At 59.5% G+C, this 259-nt stretch carries 1 pseudogene; it reads left to right on the forward strand.

The features are described 5' to 3' along the window. Nucleotides 1-209 (forward strand): annotated as a pseudogene (locus AAEY83_RS16385) (glutathione-dependent formaldehyde dehydrogenase); the annotation flags it as partial. Nucleotides 210-259: the final 50 nt, after the last annotated feature.

The following is a 259-nucleotide window of genomic DNA, read 5'->3' on the forward strand; positions in this document are numbered from 1 at the left end:
GCGCGGCGATGAACAAGGGCCTGACCTTCCGCATGGGCCAGACCCACGTCAATCGCTGGACCGACGACCTACTTAGGCGCATCCAGGAAGGCGAGATCGATCCGAGCTTCGTCATCACCCACAGCGTCAGCCTCGAGCAGGGGCCGGAGATGTACAAGACCGTCCGCGACAAGCATGACGGATGCATCAAGGTCGTTCTCAAACCCTGAAGCCTGCAGATCGCCAATCCCTAAAGTAGGGATCGGCCGAGCCACATTAT

It is taken from the genome of Psychrobacter sp. TB20-MNA-CIBAN-0197, from assembly GCF_040309765.1.
In the GTDB taxonomy this organism is placed as follows: domain Bacteria; phylum Pseudomonadota; class Gammaproteobacteria; order Pseudomonadales; family Moraxellaceae; genus Psychrobacter; species Psychrobacter submarinus.